Origin of the sequence: Stappia sp. (genome assembly GCF_048261845.1) — a bacterium.
Classification (GTDB): domain Bacteria; phylum Pseudomonadota; class Alphaproteobacteria; order Rhizobiales; family Stappiaceae; genus Stappia.
Genome location: NZ_JBLXFR010000055.1, coordinates 1 through 25104 on the forward strand (window position 1 = coordinate 1; position 25104 = coordinate 25104).

The window sequence follows — 25104 nt, forward strand, 5'->3', positions numbered from 1 at the left end:
GCCCTCGGGCGCCAGCGACACGCCCGAGGGCGTTGCCACGACCATGAAGCGGGCGTCCTGGTAGCAGGCGTAGTTCAGCGCATCGAGGCCGCGCGAAATGAACGGATCGTAGAGCGTGCCGACCGGAATGAGGCGCTCGCCGAAGAGCGAATGCGACAGGCCGGCCGCACCCAGCAGCAGAAACAGGTTCATCTCGGCGATGCCGAGCTCGATGTGCTGGCCTTCCGGCGAGAACGCCCATTTCTGGGCCGAGGGGATCCGCTGGTCGCGGAACGTGTCGGCAACCGCATCGCGGGAGAACAGGCCGCGCCGGTTGACGAAAGGCCCGAGATTGGTCGAGACGGTGACGTCCGGCGAGGTGGTGAGGATGCGCGCGGCCAGCGGATGATCGGATTTCGCGAGTTGGTCCAGCACCTTGCCGAAGCCGGCCTGAGTGGAGAGCACCTTGTCGTCGAGCGTCACGGGCCCCGGCGTCGCCACCCGGTCGGCCAGGAACCGCCGCCGGCCTGCGGCAAAGAACGGCGTCTCGTCGATGGCAGCGCGCAAGCCCGCCGCGTCCAGCTCAAGTCCTTCCGCCATCTCCCATTCGTGGCCGGGGCGCACATTCATCTGGCTGCGGAACCCGTCCATCTGGGTCGGGGTCATCAGGCCGGCATGGTTGTCCTTGTGGCCGGCAAGCGGCGTGTTCCAACCCTTGATCGTGTAGGCGACGAAGGCGACGGGGCGGTCGTGCCGCGCCTGTTCCTCGAAGCTTTCGCCAAGGGTTTCAAGGCAGTGACCGCCGAGATTGGTCATCAGCTCCTGCAGCTGGGCATCGGAACGGCGCTCGATCAGCGCGCTGACATCGCCCTGGTCGCCGATGTCGTCGAGCAGCCTCTTGCGCCACGCCGCCCCGCCCTGGAAGGTGAGCGCGGAATAAAGGGCGTTGGGGCAGGTGTCGATCCATTCACGCAGGGCTTCGCCGCCCGGCTCCTCGAAGGCGGCCCGCTGCAGGGCGCCGAATTTCAGCCGCACCACGTCCCAACCGAAGGCGCCGAAGATCGCCTCGATCCGCCCGGCAAGGCCTTCGCGGACGACGCCGTCGAGGCTCTGGCGGTTGTAGTCGATGATCCACCAGGTGTTTCTGAGGCCGTGCTTCCAGCCCTCCTGAAGGGCCTCATAGACATTGCCCTCGTCGAGTTCGGCATCGCCGACCAGCGCGATCATCCTCCCCTCATCGCGCGGCTTCGCCCAGGGCTTGGCCGCCAGATAGTCCTGAATCATCGAGGAAAACGCCGTGATCGCGACGCCGAGGCCGACCGAGCCGGTGGAGAAATCCACGTCGTCGACATCCTTGGTGCGGCTGGGATAGGACTGCGCGCCGCCATAGGCACGGAAGGCCTCCAGCTTCTCGCGCGTCTGGTTGCCGGCAAGGTACTGCATCGCATGGAAGAGCGGCGAGGCATGCGGCTTGACCGCCACCCGGTCCTGCGGGCGCAGGCAGTCGAAATAGAGCGCCGTCATGATCGATACCATCGAGGCGCAGGACGCCTGATGGCCGCCGACCTTCATGCCGTCGCCCTTTTCGCGCAGGTGGTTGGCATTGTGGATGGTCCAGCATGCAAGCCAGAGAAGCTTCTTCTCGATGGCCTTCAATGCGGTCTTGCGGGACGTGTCCATGAACGCTTGCCCTTCTCGGATGACAGCTGGAGTGACGGACGGGTCGGCCGCCCGAACAGTGGTTCGAGCGACCGAGGATAGGGTGGATCCGGTGCAATTTTCGTCCGATTTCGACAAGTTCGACATCAAAAATTCGAAAAAATGATTCCTGCTTTATCGAGATTGCCGAAAATCTTCCCCCAGAACCCCGTTTACGCGGCGGCTTTTTGCAATCCCCGCAGGGCCTGGTCCAGATCGGCGAGAATGTCGTCCGGCGTCTCGAGTCCGACCGAGAGGCGGATCAGTCCGTCGGAGATGTCGTGGGCGTGCCGTTCCTCGGCCGTGTAGGTCGAATGGGTCATGCTGGCCGGATGCTGGACGAGGGTCTCGGCGTCCCCGAGGCTGACGGCGCGGCGCGCCAGCTGCAGGGCGTCGAGGAAGCGGATGCCGGCCGCCATGCCGCCGACCAGTTCGAAGGCGATCATGCCGCCGAAACCCGGCATCTGCCGTGCGGCCAGCTCGTGCTGGGGAAAGCCTGCAAGCCCGGGATAGTGAACGGCGGCAACCGAAGGATGGGCCTCGAGCAGTTCGGCCGCGGCCATGGCGCTGGCGCAATGCCGCTCCATGCGCAGTTCCAGCGTCTTCAGTCCGCGCATGATCAGATGGGCGGTGAGCGGGGCCATGACGGCACCGGTCATGTCCTTCAGGCCGACCAGGCGCACCGCCTGCATGTCGGCGCCGTTGCCGATGGCAAGGCCCGCGACCAGATCGCCGTGACCACCGAGATATTTGGTCGCCGAATGGACGACGATGTCGGCACCCAGTTCCAGCGGCCGGGTCAGGAGCGGCGTTGCATAGGTGTTGTCGACGACGGTCTTCGCCCCGGCCTTGCGGGCAATCGCCGAGACGGCGGCAATGTCGACGAGGCGCATGTTCGGATTGGCCGGCGTCTCGAAATAGACGATGCGGGTGCGATCCGAGATCGCCGCGCGGAGGTTTTCCGGATCGCGCATGTCGACATGGGTGACGGTCACGCCGAACTTGGCCAGCCCGTGGCGGAAGAAGGCGAAGGTGCAACCGTAGAGCGTCCTGTCGACGATGATCTCGTCGCCGGGCGAAAGAAAGGTCCACATCACCGCGGTGATGGCCCCCATGCCGGAGGCGAAGGCGATCGCCGCCTCGCCGCCTTCCAGCACCGCCATGCGGTCCTCCAGCAGCGCCAGGGTCGGATTGGAAATGCGCGTATAGACGTGACCGGCCCGTTCGCCGGCAAACATCTCGCCGCCTGCCCCGGCCGTCTCGAAGGCAAAGGTGGAGGTCATGTGCACCGGCGGCGTCAGCGCGCCCTCGTTGGCGAGCGGATCGTAGCCGTGATGGATGGCGCGGGTGGCGAAACCGAGAGGACGGTTGGTGGTCATGGCAACAACTCCTGTGCAGGCCGTAGGGCTCAACTGGCGACAGGGTATGGATTTCCAGATAGCGCGTTCTGGCGTATTTTGCTTCTCTAGGCGCTCATATTAGCAGAATCTGCCACTGAAGGAGAATTCATTGGACGAAATCGATCGCCGTATCCTGCGCGAATTGCAGAAGGACGGACGCCTGACCAACCAGGAGCTCTCCGAACGGGTCGGCCTGTCGCCCTCGCCCTGCCTGCGCCGGGTGCGCAACCTAGAGAAATCCGGTGTCATCTCCGGCTATGCGGCCATTGTCGACCCGCAGGCCTACGGACTGCCGGTGACGGTGTTCCTGCAGGTGAAGCTTACGCCGCATACCCAGGAAACCGTGACCACGTTCGAAAAGGCGGTGGCCGGTATCGAGGAAATCATGGACTGCTATCTGCTTGCCGGCGATCGCGACTATCTGCTGAAGGTCGTCGTCGCCTCGCTCGCCGACTACGAGAACTTCATGCGGCGGCGCATCCACAAGATCCCCTGTATCGCCTCGCTGGAATCGAGTTTCGCCTTCGGCACGGTCAAGCATGCCCAGGTCCTTCCGGGTTGAACGGGCCCGAATACAGACCGCCGGGACCCCTTCATGTTTCGCACATTCCGGCAAGCTCTTGACGCGGCTAACATTGTCATCCAGCCTTCATGGAGGTCGCCTATCAGACATCCGGACGACAACGGATGCGCATCGCGCCCCAGTGGAGGAACTGACATGACCAAGCACCTGACGAAAGTCGCCGGTGCGGCCAGCGTTGCCGCACTTCTCACCGCGCTGCTGGCCGGCGCGGCACAGGCCGAATTCAAGCTCGACAGCCGCTACAGCGACGCCGATGGCGACCTGATCGCGGACATCCCGTCCGATCCCGCACAGCAGGTCGACCCCTCGACGCTGATCTTCGCCTACACGCCGGTCGAGGATCCGGCCGTCTATGCCGAGGCCTGGGCCGACTTCCTGACGCATATGGAAAGCGTCACCGGCAAGAAGGTGCAGTTCTTCCCCGTCCAGTCGAACGCCGCCCAGATCGAGGCGATGCGCGCCGGCCGCCTGCATGTCGCCGGGTTCAACACGGGCTCCAACCCGCTTGCCGTCGCCTGCGCCGGGTTCCGCCCCTTCACCATGATGGCCAAGGCCGACGGCAGCTTCGGCTACGAGATGGAGATCATCTCCTATCCGGGCTCCGGCATCGAGAAGCCCGAGGACATCAAGGGCAAGACGCTCGCCTTCACCGCCGAGACCTCGAATTCCGGCTACAAGGCGCCTTCGGCCCTGCTCAAGGCCGAATACGGGCTGGTTGCCGGCACCGATTATGAGCCGGCTTTTTCCGGCAAGCACGACAACTCGATCCTCGGCGTTGCCAACAAGGACTATCCGGCCGCGGCCATCGCCAACTCGGTGATGCACCGGATGCTCGATCGCGAAGTGGTCAAGGCGGAGCAGATCGTCTCGATCTACAAGTCGCAGACCTTCCCGACGACCGGCTACGGCGTCGCCCACAACCTGAAGCCGGAGCTGCAGGAAAAGATCAAGGAAGGCTTCGCCACCTTCAAGTGGGAAGGTTCGTCGCTGGAGAAGGAATTCTCCAAGTCCGGCGAGGCGCAGTTCATCCCGATCACCTTCAAGGACAACTGGGCGGTGATCCGTCAGATCGACGCCGCCAACGACGTTTCCTACAACTGCCAGTAACCATCAAGACCGGCACCGCCGGGCGCGCGGGCGGCTTCCGCCCGCGCCATTCTCCTTTTCCGATCCGGCAACCCGGCACGACGCACTCTTCGCAGGACACCGCATGCTGACAGTCGATGCGCTCACAAAGACCTACAAGACCGGCGACAAGGCCCTGAAGTCCGTCGGCTTCACCGTGCCCAAGGGACAGGTGGTCGGATTGATCGGACCGTCGGGCGCCGGCAAGTCCTCACTGATCCGCTGCATCAACCGCCTCGTCGAACCGAGCCAGGGCCGGGTCCTGCTGAATGACCTGAACATCACCGGACTGCCGGCGGGCGAGTTGCGCCGTGCCCGGCGCCGGATCGGCATGATCTTCCAGGAATATGCCCTCGTCGAACGGCTGACGGTGATGGAAAACGTGCTGTCGGGCCGGCTCGGCTATGTCGGCTTCTGGCGCTCGTTCCTGCGCCGATATCCCGGCGACGACGTGCAGAACGCCTTCCGCCTGCTCGACCGGGTCGGGCTGATCGACCACGCGGACAAGCGCGCCGACGCGCTGTCGGGCGGCCAGCGCCAGCGTGTCGGCATTGCCCGCGCGCTTGCCCAGGACCCGGAACTGCTGCTGGTCGACGAGCCGACCGCCTCGCTCGACCCGAAGACCTCGCGCCAGATCATGCGGCTCATTGTCGAGATCTGCGCGGAGCGCGAATTGCCGGCGATCATCAACATCCATGACGTGGTGCTGGCGCAGCAGTTCACCCAGCGGATCATCGGCCTCAGGGCCGGCGAGGTCGTCTTCGACGGCGCTCCCGACCTTCTCGACGAAAACGTGCTCACCCGCATCTACGGCGAGGAAGACTGGACCGCAATGCGCCGCGCGGCGGAAGAGGACGACCACGCCGAACGCGACGCGGCCGAGCGCATGGCCGGGATGATCTGAGCCATGAGCACGACCGCCACGACCTATCCCCGCCGCTGGCGCCGGCCGGCGACGATGATCCCCGATCCGCGCTGGCGCTACGGGATCTATGCCGCCATCCTGATCTACCTGGTGCTCGCCGTCAGCACCGTCGACGTCAACTGGGCTCGTGTGTGGGACGGGCTCGACCGGGGCGGCCGCTTCGTCATGGGCTTCCTCAAGCCCGACTTCACCAGCCGCTGGAAGGATATCAGCGCCGGGATGATCGAGAGCCTGACGATGACGGTGACGGCGACCGTCGCCGGCGTGCTGATTTCCGTGCCGATCGGCATCGGCGCGGCACGCAACATCGCACCGCCCGCCGTCTATTACGCCTGCCGGGGACTGATCGCGCTGAGCCGCTCCTTGCAGGAAATCATCATCGCCATCCTGCTCGTCGCGATGTTCGGCTTCGGACCCTTTGCCGGCTTCCTGACATTGTCCTTCGCCACCATCGGTTTCCTGGCGAAACTGCTGGCGGAAGACATCGAGGACATCGACGAGACCCAGGCCGAGGCCATCCGCGCCACCGGCGCCTCGTGGTGGCAGCTGGTCAACTACGCGGTGCAGCCGCAGGTGATGCCGCGCCTGATCGGGCTGACGCTCTACCGCTTCGACATCAATTTCCGCGAGAGCGCGGTCATCGGCATCGTCGGCGCCGGCGGCATCGGCGCGACGCTGAACACGGCGATCGACCGCTACGAATATGACAGCGCCGGAGCGATCCTCCTGATCATCATCGGTGTGGTGATGTTCGCCGAATACTCCTCCAGCTTTATCCGCAAACGGGTGCAGTAAGATGCCGGTGACGCAAACCGAAAACGGGCCGGTCTGGAGCCTGCGCACGCCGCGCGCGCGGCTTGCCCTCTGGTGCGGCTGGTTCGCGCTCGTCGCGCTGACCGTCTGGTGCTGGCAGATCATGACGAAGGACACGATCTGGCTTTTCGTCATGGACGCGCCGCAACAGGCGGCCGATATCGGCTCGCGCATGTTTCCGCCGCGGCTTTCCTATATCGAAAAGCTGCTCTGGCCCCTGTGGGACACGCTCAACATCGCGACGCTCGGCACCATGCTGGGTGTCATCATCGCGACGCCCGTCGCCTTCCTGGCGGCGCGCAACACAACGCCGAGCCTGCTGATCGCCCGGCCGGTCGCGCTTTTCATCATCGTCGCCTCGCGGTCGATCAACTCGCTGATCTGGGCGCTGCTGCTGGTCTCGATCCTGGGGCCCGGCCTGCTTGCCGGCATCATCGCCATCGCGCTGCGCTCCATCGGCTTTGTCGGCAAGCTGCTCTACGAGGCGATCGAGGAGACGGACGCGAGCCAGACGGAGGCAATCGAGGCAACCGGCGCCAGCGGCGGCCAGGTGCTGGTCTATGGCTACTGGCCGCAGATCGCGCCGGCCTTCTGGGGCATCTCGGTGTTTCGCTGGGACATCAACATCCGCGAGAGCGCCGTGCTCGGCCTTGTCGGCGCCGGCGGCCTCGGCCTGCAATTGCAGGCTTCGCTGAACGTGCTGGCCTGGCCGCAGGTGACCACCATCCTGCTCGTCATCCTGGCCACCGTCGTCTTCAGCGAATGGGTCTCGGCCAAGGTCCGCCACGCGATCATCTGAGGCGGCGGCAAGACCTGCAACCCCCAGGAAAGCAGCAAGCGCCGGATCCGGGAACGGGTCCGGCGTTTTTCGCATCCGCTGCGGGCTCCGCGTTTCTGCGTATTGATATGTGACATATCAATTTGACAGACTGAGATATCGATACTGCCAAGCTGGAGCCCATCCGACATGATCACCGCCGCCCAGATGCGCGCCGCGCGGGCACTGCTCGGCATCGACCAGAAGACGCTGGCCGAGCGCGCCGGCGTGTCGGTGCCGACAATCCAGCGCATGGAAGCCAGTTCCGGCAATGTGCGCGGCGTCGTCGACAGCCTGACCAAGGTGGTGGACGCACTGTCACGCTCCGGCATCGAACTGATCGGCGAGGAGGCGCCCTCCGCCGGCAAGGGACGCGGTGTCCGGCTCATCGAGGTCTCGCCGCCCGCCGAAGCCGGGGGAGCAGGGTCATGACGGCACGGATCCCCTCCTCCGCCAATGGCGACGTGTCCGGCGACCGCGCGCCGGGCTTTGCCGAACTGTTCACGCCCAAACTCGTCACGGTGCTGCGCGAGGGCTATACGGGCGCGCATCTGAAAGCCGACGCGATTGCCGGGCTGACGGTGGCCATCGTCGCGCTGCCGCTTTCCATGGCGATCGCCATCGCCTCCGGCGTATCACCGGCACAGGGGCTGACGACAGCCATCATCGGCGGTTTTCTTGTCTCGGCCCTCGGCGGCAGCCGCTTCCAGATCGGCGGGCCGGCGGGCGCCTTCATCGTGCTGGTGGCAACGACCGTGGCGACGCACGGGGTCGAGGGGCTGGTGCTCGCCACGTTCCTGTCCGGCCTGATGCTGGTCGTCGCCGGACTGCTGCGCCTCGGCACCTATGTGAAATTCGTGCCCTATCCGGTGACGGTGGGCTTCACCGCGGGCATCGCCGTCATCATCTTCGCCAGCCAGGTGAAGGACCTGCTCGGGTTGCAGCTGTCAGGGCCGGAGCCGGGGCCGCTTGCGGAAAAGCTGCCCGTCCTGTGGGCTGCGCTGCCGGATTTCGATGCCGCAAGCGCGGCGCTCGCCGGCGCCACCATTGCCGTGATCGTGCTGCTCAAGCGATGGCGGCCCGCCTGGCCGGGCCTGCTCGTCGCCATCGCGCTGGCGGGCCTCGTCACGGCGCTTGCCGGACTGCCGGTGGAGACGATCGGCTCGCGTTTCGGCGGCATTCCCTCCTCCTTGCCGATGCCGTCACTGCCCGATCTCTCGCTTCAGCGGATCGTCGCGGTGCTGCCCAGCGCGCTTGCCTTCACCCTGCTCGGCTCGATCGAATCGCTGCTCTCGGCGGTGGTCGCCGACGGCATGAGCGGGCGCCGGCATCGCTCCAATTGCGAGTTGGTCGGGCAGGGGATCGCCAATGCCGGCTCGGCTCTGTTCGGCGGCTTCTGCGTCACCGGCACCATCGCCCGCACCGCCACCAATGTGCGCTCGGGGGCGCACGGGCCGGTCGCCGGCATTCTGCATGCGCTGTTCCTGCTGGTCTTCATGCTGGTCGCGGCGCCGCTGGCCGCCTACATTCCGCTGGCAAGCCTCGCCGGCCTGCTGGCCGTGGTCGCCTGGAACATGATCGAAAGGCACGCCTTCGCGACGCTTCTGCGCGCCTCGCGGGGCGACGCGCTGGTTCTGTTGACGACCTTCGGCCTGACGGTCCTTCGCGATGTCACGGAAGCGATCGTCGTCGGCTTCGCGCTTGGCTCGGTGCTGTTCATTCACCGCATGTCGCAGATCACGGCGGTCGAAACGCATCTGCCCTTCGTCGCCGAGGACCAGGCCGATACGCCGGATGGCCGGCGCCAGCCCTATGACGAGGCAAGCGCCGTCGATCCGCAGGTGGTGGTCTACCGCATCTCGGGCGCCTTCTTCTTCGGCGCGGCCGCCTCGATCGCGGCCGTGCTCGAGCGGATCGCCGACAGCCACAAGGCGCTGGTGATCGACTTTGCCGCCGTGCCGTTTCTCGATTCCACCGCCGCACACAGCATCGAGAGCCTGGCCGGCAAGGCGACGCGGCGCGGCGTTGCCGTGATCCTGACGGGAACCGCACCCGAGATCCGCCGGCAGCTTGCCGTCCAGGGGCTGGTGGCGCCCCTCGTCACCTACGCGGCAACCCTCGACGAGGGCCTGCGGCACGCCCGCGCGGCGACCGGAAGCTGACACCGGCCGCGGCGACGCCGGTCACTCGTCCCGACCCTCGATCCAGACATCGCCCTGCGCCACGGCGACCGACTTGAGGATGGCATGGCAGGCAAGGCCGGGGGCAAGCGCCAGCGCCTCGGCAGAGCGGCGGGTGACGCGGGCAAGCAGCCGCTCCTCGCCGGCGCGCAGCTGGACGACGACGCCCGGCCCCTCGCCCATGCGCAACGAGGCCACCTCCACCGACAGGATGTTGAGCGCGGAAAGGCCGACCGGCGCATCGCGCGACAGGATCACGTCCTGCGCGTGGATGCGCACGCGCACCAATGTGCCGACAGCCGCCGCGACCTGCGGCAGGAACAGGGGGCCGGCGGCGGTTTCCAGCTCGCTCAGCCCGTCGGCATGGTGACGCAGCACCCTTGCGCGGATCACCGCGCCGGCGTCGCGAATGCCCAGCGTCGGCACGGCGCGCGGGTCGCTCAGAACCTCGGCCGGCGTGCCGGTGCGCACGACCCGGCCCTCACCGAGCGCGACGACCGTGGTGGCGAGGCGCGCGACCTCGGCGACGGAATGGCTGACATAGAGGATCGGCACCTCGGTTTCATGGGCGAGGCGTTCGAGAAAGGGCAGGATCTCCGCCTTGCGCGCCTCGTCAAGGGCGGCGAGCGGCTCGTCCATCAGCAGGAGCCGGGGATGGCTGAGCAGGGCGCGGCCGATGGCGACACGCTGCTTCTCCCCGCCCGAGAGCGTGCCCGGCCGACGGTCCAGCAGCGCCTCGATGCCGAGCAGGGCAATGAGGCGGGCGAATGCATCGCCCTCAGTGGTCCTCGCCCGGTTGCCGGCGAACCAGCGGCCGTAATTGAGGTTCTGGCGGACCGTCAGATGCGGAAACAGGCGCCCCTCCTGGAAGACATAGCCGATGCGGCGGCGATGCGGCGGGATCCGGATGCCGGTTTCGGTGTCGAAGAGGACGGTGCCGTTGATGCGCGCATGGCCATGATCGACGGCGAGCAGGCCCGCCAGCGCGTTGACGATGGTGGTCTTGCCCGAACCGGAGCGGCCGAACAGGGCGGTGACGCCGGGGGGCGCCTCGAAGCGGGCATCGAGGGTGAAACCCGGGAAGGCATGGCGAAGGGAGACGTCGAGGCTCATGCGCCGGAAATCCGCCTGGCGACGGCGCGGCCCACCCATTCGGAGGCCAGCAGCGCGGTCATGGCGACCACGATCGACACCAGCACGAGGCGGAAGGCCGAGGCCTCGCCGCCCGGCACCTGGAGGAAGGCGTAGATCGCCGAGGGCAGTGTCTGGGTCTCGCCGGGAATGTTGGAGACAAAGGTGATGGTCGCTCCGAACTCGCCCATCGCCTTGGCGAAGGCAAGGATCGCCCCGGCGATGACGCCGGGCAGGATCAGGGGCAGGGTGACGGTGGCGAAGACCATCGCGCGGGACGCGCCGAGCGTGCCGGCCGCCTGCTCCAGCTTCGGGTCGACCGCCTCGATGGCAAGGCGGATGGCGCGCACCATCAGCGGGAAGGCCATGATGCCGGCGGCAAGGGCGGCGCCCGTCCAGCGGAACGCAAAGACAAGGCCGAAGGCGTCATGCAGGAAGCTTCCGACCGGCGCGCGCCGGCCGAAGGTCAAAAGCAGCAGATAGCCGGTGACGACGGGCGGCAGGATCAGCGGCAGGTGCACGATGCCGTTGAGAAGCTGCTTTCCGGGGAAGTTTCCCCTGGCAAGCAGCATGGCAACGGCAATGCCCGGCGGCAGGCTGACAAGCGTCGCCCAGAACGAGACCCGCAGCGACAGGCCGACCGCGCTCCATTCTTCCGGGCTCAGGAAATCCATTCGCGTTCGTTCCGCTCAAGCTCAGTCGAGGACCACAAACCCCTCGCCGGCAAAGATCGTGGTTGCCTCGTCACTGCCGAGAAAGGCCAGGAAGTCGACCGCCAGCGGGTTGTCGCGCCCGCCCAGCACGGCGGCAGGATAGACGATCGGGGGATGCGTGTCGGCGGGAAATGTTCCGATCAAAGTGACCCCGGGTTCGGCCGCCGCATCGGTCGCATAGACGATGCCGAAAGGGGCCTCGCCGGTGGCGACAAGGGCAAGGGCGGCACGCACATTGTCCGCCTGCGCGACCTTCGGCGCGACAGCATCCCAAAGGCCGAGACGCGTCAGCGCGGCCTTGCCGTAAATGCCGGCGGGAACCGCCTCGACAAGGGCCATCGCCAGCCTCTCCTCGCCAATGAGGCCGGAAAGGTCGAGCGCGGGCGAAATCTCGAGGGGGGCGACGTTCCGGCCATGGGCAACAAGGACGATGGAATTGGCAAGCAGGTCGCGGCGGGTCCCCCCGACCAGCAGGCCGTCGGCCTCCAGCCTGTCCATCCAGTCGGTATTGGCCGAGATGAAGATATCCGCCGGGGCTCCCGCCTGGATCTGGCGGGCCAGCGCCGAACTGCCGGCAAGCGAGACGACGACGTCGTGCCCCGTCCGCGCCCGCCACGCGGCGGCAATCGCATCCATGGCGTTTTTCAGGCTGGCGGCGGCAAACACCGTGACACTGCCGCGTTCCGGCGTCCCGGTTCCGGTTTGGGCCCCGGTTTGGGCCCCGGTTTGGGCGAAGGCGCCGTCGAGGCCCGTTCCGGCAAGGGCAAGCAGCAGGGCCGCCGCGACCAGCATCCGGCGCGCGCAGGAAAGCAGACGAGAGCAGGAACGGCCGACAAAGCCGGTCCTGGCGATGGTCTCCAGAAGGCCCGCCTTGCCCGGACAAAAGGCCGCGTCAGGCCCGAGCACGAGGCGCGGGCGCATATTGTTGGTCTCGATTGCGACTGTCATGCGCGAACCCTAGACGGTTTGGCCGGCAGAGGAAATCCAGGCGATGCGAGTGGCCACAGGCGGCGTTCCGCCGACGCACGAAGGGCGGCGAACCAACCGGTTCGCCGCCCTTCGAAAATTCCCGTGCCCGATCCGGACCGGATGCTTCAGCCGACAGGCTCAAGCACCAGCGTCTTGACGCCGACGGTCAGGTTGGTGCCGGTCTGCGATTCCACGCTGATCGGGTTGAGCGCGATCGACTTGTCGAGGCCGCCCAGCAGCGCGTTGGCCGTCAGGCCGACGCCAAGGCTCGCGCCGGCCGTCACGCCGCCATAACTGCCGGCCAGGGCGCCGGGATCGGTGTCGGCGGTCGGAGCGAACACGCCCCAGACAAGCGTCGCATTGTCCTGCGTGCCGATGTCGAGGCCGAATTCACGGCTTTCCCCCTGATACAAGGTGACCGGACCACCGTCGACGGGCTGGTAGCTGCAGGCGAGTGAATTGGTTCCGCCGACGATGAAGTTGCTTTCGCCCTTCACCTCGCATGTCAGCTTGCCGATCTCGACGCCGGGTTTCGCGTCCTGCGCGACCGCCAGCGGCGGGGACACGGCAAGGGCGACAAGGGCGGTTCCGGCAAGGCCAATGGTTCGAAGCATGCAATCCTCCAATGGTTGCGAGCAGTCCCGGGAGGGGGTGCCCGCTGTTGGTTGCTGCCTGGTCAACGGCCGAGGGGAAAAAAGGTTCCGGTGCCGCTCCGGAGAGACCGGAGGGCGGCACCACGGCAGACCGCCGGTACGTCCCGAAAGCGGCGGCCGCCCGTTTACGGATAGAGGCGTTCCGTCGTCCAGCCGCCCTCGGGCGCGGGTCGGCGAAAGACGTGCCGGTCGTGCAGGCGGAAGGGCTTGTCCATCCAGAACTCGATATAGAGCGGGCGGATACGGTAACCGGTCCAGTAGTCGGGCCGGGGAACCTCGCCAATGGCGAAGCGGGTGGCGTGTTTCGCCACCGCCTTCTCGAGGGCGAAGCGGCTTTCCAGCGGCCGCGACTGCTGGCTCGCCCAGGCCCCGATGCGGCTGTCGCGCGGCCGCGACGCGAAATAGGCGTCGGCCTCCGCCTCGCTGACCAGTTCGACCGGCCCGCGAAAGCGCACCTGGCGACGCAGCGACTTCCAGTGCAGAACGCCGGCGGCCTGCATGTTCTCAGCCAGCTCGTCGCCCTTCTGCGACTGGCTGTTGGTGTAGAAGACGAACCCGGCCTCGTCGAACTCCTTCAGCAGCACCATGCGCACGTCCGGCAGCCCGTTGGCGCCGCTTGTCGCCAGCGCCATTGCATTGGGATCGTTCGGCTCGCTCGCTTGCGCAAGCGCCAGCCAGTCCGCGAAGATCGCGAAAGGATCGCCGGCGGCGACGCGCGCCTCCAGTTCGTCTCGGGAAGGGCTCTCGGTTTCGGCGCTCATCGGTTGCTGCATCCCGTTGGCTGATCGGGTGGTGGGCTGACCGGGTGAAAGAAACCCCGGCACGGGGGCGAGGCGGGCGGCGGGGCCGCCCGCTTCAGTCCCTTGCGGTTATATCGCAGCCGGAAAGCTTTGCCAGCGGCGTCGCGCCTCAGCGGAAGAGCATGACCGGGATCTTGCAGGAGCGGATCATCTCGCTCGTGGTCGAACCGATGATCAGCGAGCGGATGCGCGAATGGCCGTAGGCGCCCATGACCAGCAAGTCGATGCCGTCGTTCTCCACCGCCCTGGAAATCACCGTGTCGGGCTGGCCGGGACGGATCTCGGCCGTCACCTCGTAGCCGCCACCCTTGAGGATCGCGGCGGCGCCATCGAGGGAACGGCGCGCCTCCGGCGTGTCCTGGCCGACCATCAGGAGGCGGCAGTCGAGACCGGAGAGGATGCGGCTGCGGGCGATGTGGTCGACCGCCTTCAGCGCGCTGGTGCCGCCGTCGAAGGCGATCAGCATCCGCTCGATCGGGCGGAAGGCGCGGGCGGCGACGAAGACGGGCTTCTTCGCGACACGGGCGATCCGCTCCAGGTTGGACCCCAGATGCAGCCGGGCGAAGTCCGCCGCCTCGCCGCGCTTGCCGATGACGACGAGATCGGCGTCGGCTTCCATTTCGGCCAGCGTCTCGACCAGATCGCCGGCGCGCAGCCGGGTGCCCACATCCGTGACGCCGGCCTCGTCCAGCACCTTGGCGGCATCGTCGAGAATCGCCCGGCCGCGGGCCTGGGCGAGCTTTGCCGTGCGGACGTCCAGCTCGGCCAGTTCGTTGAGCAGCGTGGTGCGGGCACCGAGCGCGATGTTGCCGGAGAGGTTGGCCGCGCCTCCCTCCGCCTGGCGACGGCCGAGCACATGCAGCAACTCGACCCGGGCGGCATCACCGGCGCGCGCCGCGATCCAGGCGGCATTTTCGCAGACGCTTCGCGAGTAGACGGAACCGTCGACCAGGGCGATCAGCTTTGTCATGGGTGTTCCTCCGGCCTTGTCAGTGGCCCATCAGGCGTTCGAGCGCGCCGGGCTTGTCGTGAATGGCGAGCTTGTCGACGATCGTCTCGCTCGCTTCGTTGATGCCGACGATCTCGACTTCCGCGCCCTCGCGGCGGAACTTCAGCACGACCATGTCGAGCGAGGCCACCGCCGAGATGTCCCAGATATGGGCGCGCGACACGTCGATCGTCACCTTCTCGAGAACCTCCCTGAAATCGAAGGCGGCTGTAAAGGCCTCGGCAGAGGCGAAGAAGACCTGCCCCTCGACCACATAGGTGCGCGCACGCCCGTCCGCCGAAAGGCTCGAGGTGACGCGGAAGATCTGTGCGATCTTCCAGGCGAAGAAGATGCCCGACAGGAGCACGCCGATCAGCACGCCGATGGCGAGATTGTGGGTGAGCACCACGCCGGCGACGGTCGCCAGCATGACCACCGACGAGGAGCGCGGATGGTCCTTGAGGTTGACGATCGAGGACCAGCTGAACGTGCCGATAGAGACCATGATCATGATCGCCACCAGCGCCGGCATCGGGATCTGCGCCACCCATTCGCCCAGTGCGACGATGAGGAACAAAAGGATGATGCCGGCCGAAAAGGTCGACAGGCGGCCGCGACCGCCCGACTTCACGTTGATCATCGACTGGCCGATCATCGCACAGCCGGCCATGCCGCCGATGAAGGCGGTGGCCGAATTGGCGATGCCCTGGCCGATGCATTCCTGGTTCTTGTCGCTGGGCGTGTCCGTCAGGTCGTCGACGATGGCGGCCGTCATCAGCGATTCCAGCAGGCCGACGGCGGCAACGGCAGCCGAATAGGGCAGGATGATCAGCAGGGTTTCCAGCGTCAGCGGAATGTCGGGAATGAGGAACACCGGCAGGGTGTCGGGCAGCTCGCCCATGTCGCCGACGGTGCGCACGTCGAAGCCAAAGGCCATCGCGGCGGCGGTCAGCACCAGGATGCAGACCAGCGGCGAGGGGATCGCCGTCGTCAGGCGCGGAAAGAGGTAGATGATGGCGAGGCCGGCGGCGACCATCGCGTAGGTCAGCCAGGTGACGCCGATGAGTTCCGGCAGCTGCGCCATGAAGATCAGGATGGCGAGCGCGTTGACGAAGCCGGTCATCACCGAGCGCGAGACGAAGCGCATGACCGAACCGAGCCTCAGGAGACCGGCCGCGATCTGCAAAAGGCCGGCAAGCACCGTGGCCGCGAGCAGGTATTGCAGCCCGTGCTCCCTGACCAGGGTCACCATCAGCACGGCGGTGGCCGCCGTGGCGGCCGAGATCATTCCCGGCCGGCCGCCGACAATGGCGGTGATCACGGCGATCGAGAAGGAAGCATAGAGGCCGACCTTGGGGTCGACGCCGGCGATGATGGAAAAGGCGATCGCCTCGGGAATGAGGGCTAGGGCGACGACAAGGCCGGCAATGACGTCCTTGCGGACATTGCCGGTCCAGTCCTGCGCATAGTGGGACAATGAGAACATCAGGCCATCCGGTCTGGTGCCGCGCGGCGCGGGTCGGTACGTGTCGTGGAGAGACGAACGGCATCGCTGGCGGCGCGGGGGCAGCGCAGGGGATGCGGGTCGCGCTCCGGCGGTTGAGGTTTGTGCCGCTTCTAGGCCGGTTTCCGCCGCGGCGCAACAAGGGGCGATCCGCCGCGACGGCGAAGCGGAGGCCGGTGAAACCTTGCGTGCCGCCAGCCTTGCGGTGCGCGACTGCTCAACATATATACCGGTCACGTTCCGCTCCCATGCTGCGCGATCCTTGGTTCACGTCATGCGGGGAGCATTTCACGACGTATCGACAAGACGTACGAGAAGAGGGACCGGTCCGATGCCGTAACGGGTCCGACCGGTCTGCTGGAAAGGAAGGACAATATGGCAAAGGTCATCGGTATCGACCTCGGCACGACCAACTCGTGCATCGCCGTCATGGACGGCAAGGCTCCCAAGGTGATCGAGAATTCCGAAGGCGCGCGGACGACCCCGTCCATGGTCGCCTTCAACGACGACGGCGAGCGGCTCGTCGGCCAGCCGGCCAAGCGCCAGGCGGTGACGAACCCGACCGGAACGGTGTTTGCGGTGAAGCGCCTGATCGGACGGCGCTATTCCGACCCGACGGTGGAGAAGGACAAGAAGCTTGTCCCGTACTCGATCGTCAAGGCCGACAATGGCGATGCCTGGGTGGAAGTGAGCGGCGAGAAGTATTCGCCCTCGCAGGCCTCCGCCTTCATCCTGCAGAAGATGAAGGAAACCGCCGAGAGCTATCTCGGCGAGCAGGTGACGCAGGCCGTCATCACGGTTCCCGCCTATTTCAACGACGCCCAGCGCCAGGCGACCAAGGATGCCGGCAAGATCGCCGGTCTCGAGGTGCTGCGCATCATCAACGAGCCGACGGCGGCGGCGCTCGCCTACGGTCTGGACAAGAACGACGGCAAGACCATCGCGGTCTATGACCTTGGCGGCGGCACGTTCGACGTCTCGATCCTGGAGATCGGCGACGGCGTGTTCGAGGTGAAGTCCACCAATGGCGACACGTTCCTCGGCGGCGAGGACTTCGACATGCGCCTGGTCGACTATTTCGCCTCGGAGTTCAAGAAGGACCAGGGCATCGACCTGAAGAACGACAAGCTCGCGCTGCAGCGCCTCAAGGAGGCGGCCGAGAAGGCCAAGATCGAGCTCTCGTCGTCCTCGCAGACCGAGATCAACCTGCCGTTCATCACCGCCGACGCGTCCGGTCCCAAGCACCTGACGATGAAGCTGACGCGGGCGAAGTTCGAGAGCCTCGTCGATGACCTCGTGCAGCGCACGATCGAGCCCTGCAAGGCGGCCCTCAAGGATGCCGGCATCGCGGCCGGCCAGATCGACGAAGTCGTTCTCGTCGGCGGCATGACCCGCATGCCGAAGATCCAGGAAGTGGTGTCCACCTTCTTCGGCAAGGAGCCGCACAAGGGCGTCAATCCGGACGAGGTCGTGGCCATGGGCGCGGCGATCCAGGCCGGCGTGCTGCAGGGCGACGTCAAGGACGTGCTGTTGCTCGACGTGACGCCGCTGTCGCTCGGCATCGAGACGCTGGGCGGGGTCTTCACCCGCCTGATCGACCGCAACACGACGATCCCGACGAAGAAGGGCCAGACCTTCTCCACCGCCGAGGACAACCAGACGGCCGTGACCATCCGGGTGTTCCAGGGCGAGCGCGAGATGGCGGCGGACAACAAGATGCTGGGCCAGTTCGACCTGGTCGGCATTCCTCCGGCGCCGCGCGGCGTGCCGCAGGTCGAGGTCACGTTCGACATCGACGCCAACGGCATCGTCAACGTCTCGGCCAAGGACAAGGGCACCGGCAAGGAGCAGCAGATCCGCATCCAGGCGTCCGGCGGTCTTTCGGACGCGGACATCGAGCAGATGGTCAAGGACGCGGAAGCCCATGCGGACGACGACAAGAAGCGCAAGTCGCTTGTCGAGGCCCGCAACCAGGGCGAGGCGCTGGTCCACTCGACCGAAAAGTCGGTGAAGGACTATGGCGACAAGGTCTCGGCCGAGGACAAGGGCGCCATCGAGGCGGCTCTCGCCGAACTGAAGAGCGCGCTCGAGGGCGAGGACCTGGAACAGATCCAGGCCAAGACCCAGGCGCTGGCCGAAGTCTCGATGAAGCTTGGCGAGGCCATGTACAAGGCAGCCCAGTCCGAGGAAGACGGCGCGCAGGCCGGCGACACCGGCGAGACGCCCAAGGCCGACGACGATGTCGTCGATGCGGATTTCGAGGAAGTCCGCGACGACGACGACAAGAAGTCCGCCTGATTGCAGGACCGCCAAGGGCACGGCGCCGCCAGGGCGCCGTGCCCTCTTGCCGTTTCGCGATCGAGTCCGGCCGTGCGATGGAAGGCCGTTTGCCCTCCCGCGCATGCCTTTCCCCGAAACCGATCATTGACGCTGGAGTGTGATACCCGGGCATGAGGCTGCGTTCGCTCGATCCGCCATTCGGCGCCCATGCCCTGTCCGCTCCGCGCGAGGCACTGCGCCGGCTGGCCGGCGCGATGCCGGAGAACCGGCTGGGCCGGATCGGCGTCTCGCTGATCCGCAAGCTGGCGACCGGCGGCGCCCCCGGACCGTTCGACGTCGAGGTGTTTCCCTCGATCCGCGCGCGGCTCTACCCGACCTCCAATCGCTGCGAGAAGCGTGCCGTCGCCGGCGCCCAGCTCTTCGACCCCGACGAGCGCGCGGCCCTGCGCGACGTGTTCGCCGCCTCGGCCTCCTCCCCGTTCGTGTTTGTCGACCTCGGCGCCAATGTCGGCCTCTACAGCCTGTGGATGGTCAGCACCGCGCGCGCGATGTCGCGTGAGGTGGTGGCGCTGGCCGTCGAGCCGGACGCGGGCACAAGGGCGCGGCTGGAGGCCAATCTGGCGGCGTCCGGCATCGACTGCGTGATGGTTGCCGATTGCGCAGTCGGCGAGCATGCCGGCCGCGGCGCGATCCTCGCCCACGAGGGCAATCGCGGCGAGCACACGGTGCGCGCCGCCGGCGAGGGAGACGCCGACAGTTTCGAGGTGCTGCCGATCCACGAGATCTGCGCCAGGCGCGGGATCGCCCGCATCGACGCGATGAAGGTGGATCTGGAAGGTCATGACGAGGCCGCGCTTCGCGGCCTGTTCGCCAACGGACCGAGGGAGCTGCGCCCCGGCTTCATCGTGGTCGAGGCGGGCAAGGAAAAGGCGTTGCCGGGCGTCGTCCGCATCTGCCTCGACAATGGATACGAACTCGCCCGCCGCACCCGCCTCAACGCGCTGCTTCGGCGCGTCGAGCCGCAGGATGCCGATACGGCCGGGCGCAGGGATGGAACAGCCTGATGGAAAAGCGCGACTACTACGAGGTGCTGGGCGTTGCCCGCGATGCCGACGAGAAGGCGTTGAAGAGCGCCTATCGCAAGCTCGCCATGCAGTACCACCCGGATCGCAACCCCGGGGACGGGGACGCGGAGAACCGCTTCAAGGAAGTCAGCGAAGCCTATGACACGCTGAAGGACCCGCAAAAACGCGCGGCCTATGACCGGTTCGGCCATGCCGCCTTCGAGAATGGCGGGTTCGGCGCACGCGGCGGCGGTGGCCATCCCGGCGATTTTGCCTCGGCAATGTCCGACATTTTCGACGAGTTCTTCGGCATGGCCGGCGGCCGGCGCGGCGGTGGCCGCGACCGGGGCGCGGACCTGCGCTACAATCTGGACATCTCGCTGGAGGAAGCCTTTTCCGGCAAGGCGGTCGAGATCGAGGTTCCGACCTCGATTTCCTGCGAGGCGTGCTCCGGCTCCGGCGCCAAGCCCGGTACCGCGCCCACCATCTGCCGCACCTGCGGCGGCTCCGGCCGGGTCAGGGCGTCGCAGGGCTTCTTCACGCTTGAGCGCACCTGCGCGGCCTGCCAGGGGCGCGGCCAGGTGATCGCCGACCCTTGCGGCGAGTGCTCGGGCGCCGGCCGCAAGACCGTCAACCGGATGCTGTCGGTCAACATTCCCGCCGGCATCGAGGATGGCACGCGCATCCGCCTCGGCGGCGAGGGCGAGGCAGGCCTGCGCGGCGGCCCGTCCGGCGATCTCTACATCTTCCTGTCGATCCGCCCGCACGCCTTCTTCCAGCGCGACGGCGCGGACCTTTATTGCCGGGTGCCGATCTCGATGACGACGGCCGCCCTTGGCGGCCAGTTCGAAGTGCCGACGCTGAACGGCGAGACCACACGGGTGAAGGTTCCCGAAGGCACCCAGACGGGCAAGCAGTTCCGCCTGCGCGGCAAGGGCATGCCGGTGATGCGCTCGCAGCAGTTCGGCGATGCCTATATCCAGGTGACTGTCGAGACCCCGGCCAACCTGACCAAGCGGCAGCGCGAGTTGCTGGCCGAATTCGAGCAGGAATCCTCCGGCGACACGCATCCGGAATCGCATGGATTCTTCGCCAAGGTGAAGGACTTTCTCGACAATCTCGGCGGTTGAGGCGGTCCGTTTCGCGGATCGCCGCGTAAACCTCACAGTGTCGTGTTGACGGGAGATGCGCACCCGGGTTGTGGCCGCGCCATGAATTCGCCATGAGGCCCACCCATCTTGCCGTGCCAACCTGAGAGGCCGAAAGCCTCGGACGGCACGTTTTTTTGACGATTTCAGGATGGGTTTCAAAATGCTCGATGTTTCCGCGCGCAAGGTCAAGGGCTTCTCGGCGAAGATTGCCGACGAGATACGCTTCATCCGCAACTGGGCGGAAAACCCGCTGACCACCGGCGCGGTGAGCCCGTCCGGCCCCGACCTGACGCGGCGAATGGCAAGCTTCATCGAGCGCGACCGGCCGGGGGCCGTCCTGGAGCTGGGACCGGGCACCGGCGTCGTGACCCACGCGATCCTGGAGCGCGGCATCGCAACCGAGCGCGTGATCGCGCTGGAGTACAACGAAGACTTCTGCCGGCTCCTGCGCCGCCGCTATCCCGACATGGCCGTCATCGAAGGCGATGCCTACAGCCTGCGCAAGACGCTGGCGAACATTCCCTCCGGCTCGCTCGCCAGCATCGTCTCCTCCCTGCCGCTGTTCTCGCGTCCCAAGGCGGAACGCCGGGCTCTCCTCATGGAAGCCTTCGAGCTGTTGCAGCCGGGCGCGCCCTTCATCCAGTTTTCCTATGCGCTGGTGCCGCCGGTGGAGCCCGAGCCCGGGAAATTCACGGTGCAGCGCAGCGGCTGGATCCTGAAGAACCTGCCGCCGGCGCGCGTGTGGGTCTACCGCCGCAACACCGCCTGAGACCGAAATCCTCCGGCCGAGGCGCGTGAGGCAAGGCTCGGGTTCCAGCTCGCGACACGCGCGCCTTGCGCTCAGCCGCGCAGCTTCACTTCCGCGATCAACCGGTCGACCATCGCCTGCAGAAGCCTGGCCGTGCGCTCGTTGACGGGCTCGCCGTGCTCGTCGAAGGCCGACTTCGCATTCGGCACCATGCCCATGTCCGGGATCACCAGTGCGCCGAGACCGATCTCCAGGATCGTCCTGAGGCCGATCAGCCCGCGAATGCCGCCAAGCGCGCCGGTCGAGGCTGCTCCCAGCGCGAAGACCCGGTTCCTGAAGGCCGCCGCCGGCGGCTCCCCCTCGCCCGACAGACGCGACACCCAGTCGAGCGTGTTCTTCAGAAGCGGCGTGATGGCGGTGTTGTATTCCGGCGAGGCGATGAAGACGCCATTGTGTTTCTGGAACACCGCCTTCAGCTTCCTTGCCGCCTCCGGCGCGCCTTTCTCCTTCTCAAGATCCGCGTCATAGATCGGCATCGGATAGTCGGCGAGCGAGACCTGCGTCACCTGCGCATCGGAAAGGGCTGCGTATTTTGCCACCAGCCCCGCAAGTTGCGTGTTGTAGGAGCCGGAACGGATCGAGCCGGACAGGACGAGAATGCGGACGTCTTGCATGATATCCTTTCAGGTCGGACCGGCTCGCCATGCAGCGTCCGGTGCTGGTTGCGTTACCCGGCATATATGGCCAAGCTCGACAATCTCCAGGGTGGCGGCGTCGTGATTCCCGATCGTCACCCGAATGCCATGTCCATGCAGGCTCGGGGCAAACCTCGGCTTCACCCCATCCGGAACGAGGTCAAATCAGAATGACGCGTGCGGATTTCGACGCCTATTGCGCGACACTCGCGGCGACGACCCATGTCGTCCAGTGGGGCAACGCTTCCGTCTGGAAGGTGGGCGGCAAGATCTTTGCCATATGCTCGAACTGGGGCGAAGGCGCCGGCGAGGCGATTGCCTTCAAGTGTTCCGAGCTCAGCTACAAGATCCTGACCGAGCTCGATCATGTGGTGCCCGCGCCCTATCTCGCCCGCGCCTCCTGGGTGCAGGTGCGCGGCGGCGCGCCGCTCGGCGAGGAGGACCTGCGCGCGCATATCGCCGAGGCGCACCGGATCGTCGCGGCGAAGCTGACCCGCGCCCGGCGCCGCGAACTCGGTCTCCAGGACAACTGACACAGCCCGGCTGACCGCAGAACCGGTTGCCGGCGCCAGACCTCCCTGGGGTCACCGCGCCCTTTCTCCGTTTTCTTTCCCGTCGTCCTGCCGTCCAGCTTCCGCATCCCGTCCAACGCCCCTCCTCACGGTTGGCGCCGCACCCCTTCCCACGCCCTGCCGCGCGGCCGTCGCCGTGTGCCGGCACGCGTCCATTTGAGAATTCGGAATTCCATCTTGACGCCCATGACACTGCATGTTTGAATTCGGAATTCCAAATTCCAGACATCGCCCGCAACGGCCGGTGGCGCGAACAGGGGACGGACACCGGATGGAACTGATCGACCAGACACCGATCCTCGTCGACCGCGTCTATGACAAGCTGCGCCATGCGATCGCCACCTGCGCGCTGGCGCCTGGAGAGCGCATCCGCCAGGCCGAGCTTGCCGACCGGCTCGGGGTCTCGCGCCAGCCGGTCAGCCACGCCCTGCAGCTTCTGAAACGCGACGGGCTGGTCGAGGAAACCGGACGCAAGGGGCTCAAGGTCACCGAGATCGACCCGGCGCATCTGCGCGATGTCTACCAGGTGCGCGCGGCACTCGACGCGCTGGCCGCACGGCTCGCGGCCGAACGCGTCGCGGCCGGAAAGATGCCGGAAGCGGCGGGCCACACCCTCACCGCGATCCTCGACAAGGCCGGCGCCTTCAGTGACGAGACGCCGACGGACGAGCGCATCGCGCTCGACATCGCCTTTCACAACCAGATCATCGCCATGTCGGACAACCGACGGATCGCCGAGACGCTGGAACCGCAATTCGCCCACATGATGCGCTCGATGCGGCTGGTGCTCGATGTCGGCGGCTTTCGTGCCAAGGCCTGGCAGGAACATCGCGAGATCGCCCGGCTGGTGCTCGGCGGAGACATTGCCGCGGAGGAAGCGGCGCGCGCCCACGCGGAAGTCGCCGGGCGCGAGACGGAAGCCCGGCTGCGCGAAGGCCGGACACTGAGGCATTCGGCCTGAGAGCCGAAGCCAACCGAGGAGGAACGACCCATGAAACTGACAGACGAGCAGATTGCCGAGTTCAACCAACAGGGCTTCCTGTTCCTGCCGGAAGCCTTCTCGCCGGAAGAGGTCGCGGTGATGCGCGAGGCCGCGTCCGGCATCTTCGACGAGGACCGCAAGGAGATCTGGCGCGAGAAGGACGGCACGCCGCGCACGGCCTTCGCCTGCCATACCTACAACGAGGCGTTCCGGCTGCTGGGGCGGCATCCCCGCCTGATCGAGCCGGTGCAGCAGATCTTCGGCGAACAGCTCTACATGCATCAGTTCAAGGTCAACGCCAAGGCGGCCTTCACCGGCGACGTGTGGCAATGGCACCAAGACTTCCCGACCTGGCACAAGGACGACGGCATGCCCGAGCCGCGGGCGATGAACATCTCCGTCTTCCTCGACGACGTGCTGCCGATCAACGGGCCGCTGATGGTGATCGCCGGCTCGCATACGCACGGCCAGCTGAAATCCGAATACGACACCACGACGACCAGCTACGGGCTGTGGACGCTCGACAACGAGACGGTGACGGACCTTGCCGCCAAGGGCGGGATCGCGGCGCCGACCGGCAAGGCCGGCGGGCTGCTCATCCATCACGGCAACCTGGTGCACGGTTCGTCGGGCAACATCACCCCCTACCCGCGCAAGATCGTCTACCTGACGCTGTCGACGGTCTCCAATGCGATCCGCAAGCCGACGCGGCCCGAATACATTGCCCATCGCGATTTCACGCCGATCGAACCGGTCGAGGACGACGCGCTGCTGCGCCATGCGCGCGCCCACCGCGAGGCGGCGGAATAAGCTCCTCCCACAGGAGACAGACGCCACGCCCGCAAGGGCCGTGGCTCCCAAGTCCCACAGAGAAGGATCCGGGCGGCAACGCGCTGCCCGGATCCGTTTTCACACAAGCCGACGGCTCTTTCCCGGGATATCGCAGATGACGACAGACAGCATGCCCTCCACACCGACGGGCCGGCTCGCCGGCAAGATCGCCATGGTGGTCGGCGCCGGCTCCTCCGGCGAAGGCTGGGGCAACGGCAAGGCCGCCGCGGTGCTCTTCGCCCGGCAGGGGGCGACGATCTTCGCGGTCGATCGCGACGCGCGCGCAGCGGCGGCGACACGCGACATCATCGAGGCGGAGGGCGGCACCTGCGAAACGGGCGAGGCCGACGTCTCTCGCGATGCCGATGTCGCCGCGATGGTCGCCGCCTGCCTCACCCGCTTCGGCCGCATCGACATCCTGCACAACAATGTCGGCATCTCCGAAACAGGGGGGCCGGTGGAGGCCAGCGAAGAGAGCTGGAACCGGGTCATCGCGATCAACC

At 66.7% G+C, this 25104-nt stretch carries 25 protein-coding genes; 15 read left to right on the forward strand and 10 right to left on the reverse strand.

The window, feature by feature from the left end; all coding sequences use genetic code 11:
- A partial coding sequence (locus ACN0T5_RS17420; RefSeq protein ID WP_417769887.1) for a 1-deoxy-D-xylulose-5-phosphate synthase N-terminal domain-containing protein occupies positions 1–1659 on the reverse strand: 1659 nt, incomplete at its 3' end.
- Positions 1660–1850: 191 nt separating this feature from the next.
- Entirely contained in the window at positions 1851–3056 is a 1206-nt protein-coding gene (locus tag ACN0T5_RS17425; protein WP_417769888.1) for a methionine gamma-lyase, read from the reverse strand.
- Between the two features lie 130 nt (positions 3057–3186).
- Between ACN0T5_RS17425 and ACN0T5_RS17430 the strand changes: the two genes are divergently transcribed.
- From ACN0T5_RS17430 to ACN0T5_RS17460, 7 genes are all read left to right on the forward strand, one after another.
- Positions 3187–3639 (forward strand): Lrp/AsnC family transcriptional regulator, encoded by a 453-nt coding sequence (locus ACN0T5_RS17430; RefSeq protein ID WP_417769889.1) that lies wholly within the window; start codon positions 3187–3189, stop codon positions 3637–3639.
- Between the two features lie 156 nt (positions 3640–3795).
- The gene (gene phnD / locus ACN0T5_RS17435) at positions 3796–4767 is read left to right on the forward strand and encodes a phosphate/phosphite/phosphonate ABC transporter substrate-binding protein (RefSeq protein ID WP_417769890.1); all 972 of its coding nucleotides are present in this window, start codon (positions 3796–3798) and stop codon (positions 4765–4767) included.
- A gap of 103 nt (positions 4768–4870) precedes the next feature.
- On the forward strand, positions 4871–5689 hold the full coding sequence (gene phnC, locus ACN0T5_RS17440) for a phosphonate ABC transporter ATP-binding protein (protein WP_417769891.1): 819 nt from the start codon (positions 4871–4873) through the stop codon (positions 5687–5689).
- A 3-nt stretch (positions 5690–5692) separates the two neighbouring features.
- Complete coding sequence (gene phnE, locus ACN0T5_RS17445) at positions 5693–6505, forward strand: phosphonate ABC transporter, permease protein PhnE (protein WP_417769892.1); 813 nt, start codon at positions 5693–5695, stop codon at positions 6503–6505.
- A gap of 1 nt (position 6506) precedes the next feature.
- The gene (gene phnE / locus ACN0T5_RS17450; RefSeq protein WP_417769893.1) at positions 6507–7322 is read left to right on the forward strand and encodes a phosphonate ABC transporter, permease protein PhnE; all 816 of its coding nucleotides are present in this window, start codon (positions 6507–6509) and stop codon (positions 7320–7322) included.
- Between the two features lie 168 nt (positions 7323–7490).
- On the forward strand, positions 7491–7772 hold the full coding sequence (locus ACN0T5_RS17455) for a helix-turn-helix domain-containing protein (protein ID WP_417769894.1): 282 nt from the start codon (positions 7491–7493) through the stop codon (positions 7770–7772).
- Entirely contained in the window at positions 7769–9502 is a 1734-nt protein-coding gene (locus ACN0T5_RS17460) for a SulP family inorganic anion transporter (protein ID WP_417769895.1), read from the forward strand. The genes ACN0T5_RS17455 and ACN0T5_RS17460 overlap by 4 nt, the downstream gene beginning before the upstream one ends.
- Before the next feature lie 21 nt (positions 9503–9523).
- Here the strand turns inward: ACN0T5_RS17460 and modC are convergent, their stop codons facing one another.
- The 7 genes from modC to ACN0T5_RS17495 form a co-directional block, all read right to left on the reverse strand.
- A complete protein-coding gene (gene modC / locus ACN0T5_RS17465; protein WP_417769896.1) occupies positions 9524–10633 on the reverse strand; it encodes a molybdenum ABC transporter ATP-binding protein in 1110 nt (369 codons plus the stop codon).
- Complete coding sequence (modB, locus tag ACN0T5_RS17470) at positions 10630–11325, reverse strand: molybdate ABC transporter permease subunit (RefSeq protein WP_417769897.1); 696 nt, start codon at positions 11323–11325, stop codon at positions 10630–10632. Before modB ends, modC begins: the two co-directional genes overlap by 4 nt.
- A gap of 21 nt (positions 11326–11346) precedes the next feature.
- The gene (gene modA, locus ACN0T5_RS17475; RefSeq protein ID WP_417769911.1) at positions 11347–12156 is read right to left on the reverse strand and encodes a molybdate ABC transporter substrate-binding protein; all 810 of its coding nucleotides are present in this window, start codon (positions 12154–12156) and stop codon (positions 11347–11349) included.
- Positions 12157–12458: 302 nt separating this feature from the next.
- Positions 12459–12947: a DUF992 domain-containing protein gene (locus tag ACN0T5_RS17480; RefSeq protein ID WP_417769898.1), complete on the reverse strand. Its 489-nt coding sequence runs from the start codon at positions 12945–12947 to the stop codon at positions 12459–12461.
- Between the two features lie 164 nt (positions 12948–13111).
- Positions 13112–13747 (reverse strand): pyridoxamine 5'-phosphate oxidase, encoded by a 636-nt coding sequence (gene pdxH / locus ACN0T5_RS17485; protein WP_417769899.1) that lies wholly within the window; start codon positions 13745–13747, stop codon positions 13112–13114.
- Between the two features lie 148 nt (positions 13748–13895).
- Complete coding sequence (locus tag ACN0T5_RS17490) at positions 13896–14756, reverse strand: universal stress protein (RefSeq protein WP_417769900.1); 861 nt, start codon at positions 14754–14756, stop codon at positions 13896–13898.
- Positions 14757–14775: 19 nt separating this feature from the next.
- Positions 14776–16260, reverse strand: a complete 1485-nt coding sequence (locus tag ACN0T5_RS17495) for a SulP family inorganic anion transporter (protein ID WP_417769901.1) — start codon at positions 16258–16260, stop codon at positions 14776–14778.
- A gap of 393 nt (positions 16261–16653) precedes the next feature.
- Here ACN0T5_RS17495 and dnaK point away from each other — a divergent pair, with 393 nt between their 5' ends.
- The 4 genes from dnaK (at position 16654) to ACN0T5_RS17515 (ending at position 21542) form a co-directional block, all read left to right on the forward strand.
- Positions 16654–18576: a molecular chaperone DnaK gene (dnaK, locus tag ACN0T5_RS17500; RefSeq protein ID WP_417769902.1), complete on the forward strand. Its 1923-nt coding sequence runs from the start codon at positions 16654–16656 to the stop codon at positions 18574–18576.
- Positions 18577–18728: 152 nt separating this feature from the next.
- Entirely contained in the window at positions 18729–19622 is an 894-nt protein-coding gene (locus ACN0T5_RS17505) for an FkbM family methyltransferase (RefSeq protein ID WP_417769903.1), read from the forward strand.
- Entirely contained in the window at positions 19622–20752 is a 1131-nt protein-coding gene (gene dnaJ, locus ACN0T5_RS17510) for a molecular chaperone DnaJ (RefSeq protein WP_417769904.1), read from the forward strand. Before ACN0T5_RS17505 ends, dnaJ begins: the two co-directional genes overlap by 1 nt.
- A 181-nt stretch (positions 20753–20933) precedes the next feature.
- Positions 20934–21542: a class I SAM-dependent methyltransferase gene (locus ACN0T5_RS17515; protein ID WP_417769905.1), complete on the forward strand. Its 609-nt coding sequence runs from the start codon at positions 20934–20936 to the stop codon at positions 21540–21542.
- Positions 21543–21613: 71 nt separating this feature from the next.
- On the opposite strand, the gene ACN0T5_RS17520 is transcribed toward ACN0T5_RS17515, so the two are convergent.
- Positions 21614–22195, reverse strand: a complete 582-nt coding sequence (locus ACN0T5_RS17520; RefSeq protein ID WP_417769906.1) for an NADPH-dependent FMN reductase — start codon at positions 22193–22195, stop codon at positions 21614–21616.
- Positions 22196–22386: 191 nt separating this feature from the next.
- Here ACN0T5_RS17520 and ACN0T5_RS17525 point away from each other — a divergent pair, with 191 nt between their 5' ends.
- The 4 genes from ACN0T5_RS17525 to ACN0T5_RS17540 form a co-directional block, all read left to right on the forward strand.
- Complete coding sequence (locus tag ACN0T5_RS17525) at positions 22387–22749, forward strand: MmcQ/YjbR family DNA-binding protein (protein ID WP_417769907.1); 363 nt, start codon at positions 22387–22389, stop codon at positions 22747–22749.
- A 310-nt stretch (positions 22750–23059) separates the two neighbouring features.
- Complete coding sequence (locus ACN0T5_RS17530) at positions 23060–23749, forward strand: GntR family transcriptional regulator (RefSeq protein WP_417769908.1); 690 nt, start codon at positions 23060–23062, stop codon at positions 23747–23749.
- 30 nt (positions 23750–23779) lie between these two features.
- A complete protein-coding gene (locus ACN0T5_RS17535) occupies positions 23780–24580 on the forward strand; it encodes a phytanoyl-CoA dioxygenase family protein (protein ID WP_417769909.1) in 801 nt (266 codons plus the stop codon).
- A gap of 136 nt (positions 24581–24716) precedes the next feature.
- On the forward strand, positions 24717–25104 hold a 388-nt coding region (locus ACN0T5_RS17540; protein ID WP_417769910.1), incomplete at its 3' end, for an SDR family NAD(P)-dependent oxidoreductase.

Bases quoted from the DNA above. Each gene is read 5' to 3' on its own strand.
- phnE (WP_417769892.1), top strand. From the start codon at position 5,693: ATGAGCACGACCGCCACGACCTATCCCCGCCGCTGGCGCCGGCCGGCG.
- ACN0T5_RS17460 (WP_417769895.1), top strand. From the start codon at position 7,769: ATGACGGCACGGATCCCCTCCTCCGCCAATGGCGACGTGTCCGGCGAC.
- phnC (WP_417769891.1), top strand. From the start codon at position 4,871: ATGCTGACAGTCGATGCGCTCACAAAGACCTACAAGACCGGCGACAAG.
- phnE (WP_417769893.1), top strand. From the start codon at position 6,507: ATGCCGGTGACGCAAACCGAAAACGGGCCGGTCTGGAGCCTGCGCACG.
- pdxH (WP_417769899.1), bottom strand. From the start codon at position 13,747: ATGAGCGCCGAAACCGAGAGCCCTTCCCGAGACGAACTGGAGGCGCGC.
- ACN0T5_RS17515 (WP_417769905.1), top strand. From the start codon at position 20,934: ATGCTCGATGTTTCCGCGCGCAAGGTCAAGGGCTTCTCGGCGAAGATT.
- ACN0T5_RS17535 (WP_417769909.1), top strand. From the start codon at position 23,780: ATGAAACTGACAGACGAGCAGATTGCCGAGTTCAACCAACAGGGCTTC.
- dnaJ (WP_417769904.1), top strand. From the start codon at position 19,622: ATGGAAAAGCGCGACTACTACGAGGTGCTGGGCGTTGCCCGCGATGCC.
- modC (WP_417769896.1), bottom strand. From the start codon at position 10,633: ATGAGCCTCGACGTCTCCCTTCGCCATGCCTTCCCGGGTTTCACCCTC.
- ACN0T5_RS17530 (WP_417769908.1), top strand. From the start codon at position 23,060: ATGGAACTGATCGACCAGACACCGATCCTCGTCGACCGCGTCTATGAC.
- ACN0T5_RS17490 (WP_417769900.1), bottom strand. From the start codon at position 14,756: ATGACAAAGCTGATCGCCCTGGTCGACGGTTCCGTCTACTCGCGAAGC.
- ACN0T5_RS17505 (WP_417769903.1), top strand. From the start codon at position 18,729: ATGAGGCTGCGTTCGCTCGATCCGCCATTCGGCGCCCATGCCCTGTCC.
- ACN0T5_RS17525 (WP_417769907.1), top strand. From the start codon at position 22,387: ATGACGCGTGCGGATTTCGACGCCTATTGCGCGACACTCGCGGCGACG.
- ACN0T5_RS17520 (WP_417769906.1), bottom strand. From the start codon at position 22,195: ATGCAAGACGTCCGCATTCTCGTCCTGTCCGGCTCGATCCGTTCCGGC.
- dnaK (WP_417769902.1), top strand. From the start codon at position 16,654: ATGGCAAAGGTCATCGGTATCGACCTCGGCACGACCAACTCGTGCATC.
- ACN0T5_RS17480 (WP_417769898.1), bottom strand. From the start codon at position 12,947: ATGCTTCGAACCATTGGCCTTGCCGGAACCGCCCTTGTCGCCCTTGCC.
- phnD (WP_417769890.1), top strand. From the start codon at position 3,796: ATGACCAAGCACCTGACGAAAGTCGCCGGTGCGGCCAGCGTTGCCGCA.
- modA (WP_417769911.1), bottom strand. From the start codon at position 12,156: ATGCTGGTCGCGGCGGCCCTGCTGCTTGCCCTTGCCGGAACGGGCCTC.
- ACN0T5_RS17425 (WP_417769888.1), bottom strand. From the start codon at position 3,056: ATGACCACCAACCGTCCTCTCGGTTTCGCCACCCGCGCCATCCATCAC.
- ACN0T5_RS17495 (WP_417769901.1), bottom strand. From the start codon at position 16,260: ATGTTCTCATTGTCCCACTATGCGCAGGACTGGACCGGCAATGTCCGC.
- ACN0T5_RS17455 (WP_417769894.1), top strand. From the start codon at position 7,491: ATGATCACCGCCGCCCAGATGCGCGCCGCGCGGGCACTGCTCGGCATC.
- modB (WP_417769897.1), bottom strand. From the start codon at position 11,325: ATGGATTTCCTGAGCCCGGAAGAATGGAGCGCGGTCGGCCTGTCGCTG.